Raw genomic sequence first — 559 nt, 5'->3', positions numbered from 1 at the left:
AGCCAGCTCAGTCAAACTTGTGGTGTAATCCACCGCCTCGTTCGCTGATTGCTGTAAGTACGAACGCAAATGCGGATACATCGACACAGACTGATCCAACTCAGGGTCCTGACCCGGTTGATAGCCACCAAGCGGCAGTAACTCTTTCACCTGAAGGTAATTGGAGTACATTTGGCGGAAGTTGTTTGCGATGGTGGAATGAGCAGGTTGCGTACAAGTGCTCATACAACGGCTGATAGAAGCGTTGATATCAATCGCCGGATAATGCCCTTGTTCCGCCAGCTGGCGCGACAACACAACGTGTCCATCCAAAATGGCACGAGCAGAGTCCACGACTGGGTCTTGCTGATCGTCGCCTTCCGCCAGTACAGTGTAAATCGCCGTTAAGCTGCCATGAGGATTTTCACTGTTACCCGCTCGCTCTAATAATTGCGGTAACACACTGAATACCGAAGGCGGATAGCCGCGCGACGCTGGCGGTTCCCCCAAAGATAACGCGATTTCACGTTGAGCCATCGCGTAACGCGTTAGGGAATCCATCAACAAAAGTACATCTTTG

General features: G+C 51.5%; 1 pseudogene. It reads right to left on the bottom strand.

Annotated features, from left to right (window positions below):
- Positions 1 to 559: pseudogene (fliI, locus tag R8N47_RS27425) on the bottom strand (flagellum-specific ATP synthase FliI); the annotation flags it as partial.

Source organism: Vibrio sp. 2132-1, assembly GCF_033344315.1.
The sequence above is the reverse complement of the archived record's forward strand: the minus strand, read 5'-3'. Positions and strand labels throughout refer to the sequence as shown.